Source organism: Dietzia sp. UBA5065, from assembly GCA_002415925.1.
Taxonomy (GTDB): domain Bacteria; phylum Actinomycetota; class Actinomycetes; order Mycobacteriales; family Mycobacteriaceae; genus Dietzia.
The window spans coordinates 2,899-6,466 of the sequence record DIAZ01000110.1 but is presented as its reverse complement, the minus strand read 5'-3'; the positions used below and the strand labels follow the sequence as shown (position 1 = coordinate 6,466).

The following is a 3,568-nucleotide window of genomic DNA, read 5'->3' as shown; positions in this document are numbered from 1 at the left end:
GACCCGGGCGGGCCCGCTGGAGTCGGGCGCCCAGGGGTCGGGGTCGTCCGCGGGCCGTCGATCGTCAGGGGTCACACGGGGAGGGTACCGGCCCCGGAGCGGCGGTGACGAACGCCGAGGCGCGGGTACGCTCGGGGATTCGTGGAGGTCGTTGCTCGCGCGCCTGTGGGCGCGCGCGTGGAGACCGCTGGTGGAGACTCGGTGGAGAGGTGGATCGCGGTGCCCAGCGGCAGGGTGAAGTGGTACGACCCGGAGAGGGGCTTCGGCTTCCTGTCCCAGGAGGACGGCGAGGACGTCTACGTCCGGGCCGACGCGCTCCCGGCAGGGGTGGAGTCGCTCCGGGCCAGGCAGCGCGTGGACTTCGACATGGTCTCCGGCCGCCGCGGCCCCCAGGCGCTACGCGTGGTGGTCCACGACGAGCCGGCCGTCGCCGAGGACCGTGCACCGCGTGGCGGACCCCGGCGCTCGGCGGACGAGCTGCACGGGATGGTCGAGGACATGATCAAGGTGCTCGAGACGACCGTTCAACCCGAGTTGCGGCGAGGTCACCGGCCGGACCACAAGGTGGCATCCCGTGTGGCGACGGTGCTCCGCGCGGTCGCCCGCGAGCTGGACGCGTGACCTCCGGCGTCACCCCTCGTACGAGAAGCCGATCGACCACTCGCCGTTGACGATCGTCTCCGACCCGTCGGCCGCGTAGGTGAACGTGACCGCGCGGATCACCACACCGTCGATGCGGCCCTCGTCAGGGGTCGTCACGGGGATGAGGAGCTGGCCGGGGCCGCCCGGCTCGATGGTGTACGTGCGCTCGCCGCCGGCGCGGATCTCGTAGACGTCGAGAGTCGCCCGCTGGAGCTCCACCGGCAGCCGGACCGTGAGGGTGTGTTCACCGTGGATGGTGAACTCACCCACGGGGTTGGAGTAGCTGTTCCCGTCGAGATCCGTGGCGGTGAAGGGGAGCACCGAGGTGTGGCCGCGATCGGTGGCGACCGTGATCTCGGGTATCGCCCCGTACCGGGACGCCGAGCCCTGCCACGCCCCCGCGATCGCGGCGAACATGACGATCATCCAGGCGAGGATCGCCCACGAGACGGGGCGGATGCGGGGGCCGGGCCGGGGGGCTGCGCTGCGAGACTTCACTCCTCCATTCTGCCGAGCAGCCGGGCTCCGAATGCACGGGGGTCGCGCGGTGCCCCCGGGAACCTCGGCCGGTTGCCCCCGAGGCCCGGAACGAGCGTCGACCCGCGGGCGGTGAGAAGCGACTGGGTGAACAGCAGCGCGCCGACCGCCGCGATCACGGAGAAGCCGACGGTGAAGTCCGGCGGGAGCAGGACCCCGAGTGCGCCGCCGGTGACCCACGCGAGCTGGAGGGCAGTCTCGGACCTGCCGAACGCGGACGAGCGCGCCGCGTCCGGGATGTCGGTCTGGATCGAGGCGTCGAGCGCGACCTTGCCGAGCGCGCTGGACACCGCGGCGATGAGCGCGAGGGCGGCCGCGGCCCAGACGGTGCCGAGGAACGCGCCGACGACGGCCGCCGACAGCGCGGCGCCCGCCGCGGTGGCCGTGATCCGGCCCGGTCGCCCCAGCGGCAGGCGCGCCCCCGCCGCGTTCCCCGCGAAGGTGCCGATTCCGCCGGCCACACCCGCGATCGCGAGGATCCCCGCCTGTTCGGCAGCCGACGCGTGCTCCTGGGCCTTGGCGACGAACGCCAGGAACAGGGTGAGGAACCCGNNCCCCCCCCCCCGGCGGCGGGCGCCCCCCCGCCGCGTTCCCCGCGAAGGTGCCGATTCCGCCGGCCACACCCGCGATCGCGAGGATCCCCGCCTGTTCGGCAGCCGACGCGTGCTCCTGGGCCTTGGCGACGAACGCCAGGAACAGGGTGAGGAACCCGGTCATGAACCGGATCATCGACACGGCCCACAGGTCGGCGAGCACGTGGCGACCGAGCGGGCGGGTGAGGACCGTCCTGAGGCCGCCGGTCAGCGAACCGTGGCGGTCCATGCGCAGGGTCGCGGACTCCTCGTCGGGGGACGCCTCGGCCCGGGCGGGGATGGTCATGGCGACGTACGCGGCCACGAGCGCGACGGCGGCGAGCAACCACAGGGCGGCGGCGGAGTCCCACACCCACGACACGGCGCCGGCCACGGCGCCGGCGATCAGCGAGCCACAGACGTGTCCGAGCACGGTGAGCCGTGAGTTGGTGCGGACCAGGTCGAGCGCCGGCGGCAGGACGTGCGGCGTGATGGACGCCTTGACCACGCCGAAGGTCTTGGATAACACGAGCATGCCCAGGGCGAGCGGGTACAGCAGCCAGGAGTCGAAGTTGAGCGCGAGGATCACGGCGAGCACCGCGCGGAGGGTGAAGGTCAGCGAGACCGTCAGTCGACGTCCGCCACGCAGGCGGTCCAGGGCCGGGCCGATCACCGGGGCGATCAGTGCGAACGGAGCGACGGTGACGAGCAGGTAGAGCACGACATTGCTCCGCGACTCGGCGGTGGCGGCGGCGAAGAACAGCGTGTTGGCCAGGGCGACGGCGAGGATCGCGTCGCACGCGAAATTCGCGACGGTGACGTAACTGAGCTGTGAGAGCCCGGAACGGTCCGCCCCGTCGGCGTGGAAGACCCGCCGGACGCCCCGCCCGACCGTGGTCGCGGCCCGTCGGGCCGGTCCGGGCGCACCCGCGTCTGGCTCACCCAATGAGGCGCACCTCGTACAGGGAGGTCCACATCTTCCCGGTGAGCAGGAGATTCCCGGAGCCGGGCAGCGCGGCGATCCCGTTGAGGACCCCGTCCGCGCTGGCGGGTCTCGGCTGTTCGAGGGAGGAGGCGTCGTAGATGGCGGTGACCGCGCCGGTGGCGGGGTCGATCCGGAGGATCTCGTCGGTCATCCAGACGTTGGCCAGGATCGATCCGTCGGCGCATTCGAGCTCGTTGAGCCGGGAGACCGGGGTGCCGCCGGCCGTCACGGAGAGGGTCCCGGTGGGTTCGAAGGTGACCGGGTCGCGAAAGGTCAGCTCGTCCGAACCGTTGCTCATGACGAGCCCCGTCCCGTCGAAGCACAGGCCCCAGCCCTCGCCCTGGTAGGGAACCGCGGAGCGGATCTCGAGGGTCCGGGGGTCCCGATTGTGGGCGACACCATTGTTCCAGGTCAGGGTCCACAGGGTGTCCGGGGTGACGGCGAGGCCTTCTCCGAACTCGTCGGCGGCCATCGGCACGGAGACCGTGGGTGCGCCGCCCCCCAGCGGGCGCCGCTGCACCAGGGAGCGGCCGTACAGGCCCGTCGACTCGTAGATCTCGTCACCCACGACCTGCAGGCCCTGGGTGAACAGCGCCGGGTCGTGCGCCAACGTCCTGATGACCTCCACCGAACCCCGGGTGGGCTGCGGATCGGCCGGGCCCACCTGCACCGTGCCGGCCGCGCCGCCCGGCGCACCGGAGGAGCCGGCGGAGCCGGACCCGGCGGGCATGCTGGACGACGCCAGCGAGGGGCCCGTCGACGTGGTGCCCGCGGTGTCGTCGGAATCGCCCCCCGAACACGCGGCGACCGCGCCGACGAGGCAGAGGGAGAC

At 72.8% G+C, this 3,568-nt stretch carries 3 protein-coding genes; 1 reads left to right on the top strand and 2 read right to left on the bottom strand.

Features of this window, described 5'->3' with window-relative positions; genetic code table 11:
• The first annotated feature begins 219 nt into the window (after positions 1 to 219).
• The gene (locus tag B4M60_RS08605; protein WP_291082289.1) at positions 220 to 621 is read left to right on the top strand and encodes a cold-shock protein; all 402 of its coding nucleotides are present in this window, start codon (positions 220 to 222) and stop codon (positions 619 to 621) included.
• Between the two features lie 9 nt (positions 622 to 630).
• Here the strand turns inward: B4M60_RS08605 and B4M60_RS08600 are convergent, their stop codons facing one another.
• Both B4M60_RS08600 and B4M60_RS08595 read right to left on the bottom strand, forming a co-directional pair.
• Complete coding sequence (locus tag B4M60_RS08600; protein ID WP_291082287.1) at positions 631 to 1,140, bottom strand: DUF2771 family protein; 510 nt, start codon at positions 1,138 to 1,140, stop codon at positions 631 to 633.
• Positions 1,141 to 2,689: 1,549 nt separating this feature from the next.
• Positions 2,690 to 3,568, bottom strand: an 879-nt coding sequence (locus B4M60_RS08595; protein ID WP_291082284.1) for a glutaminyl-peptide cyclotransferase, incomplete at its 5' end; no start/stop codon positions are given.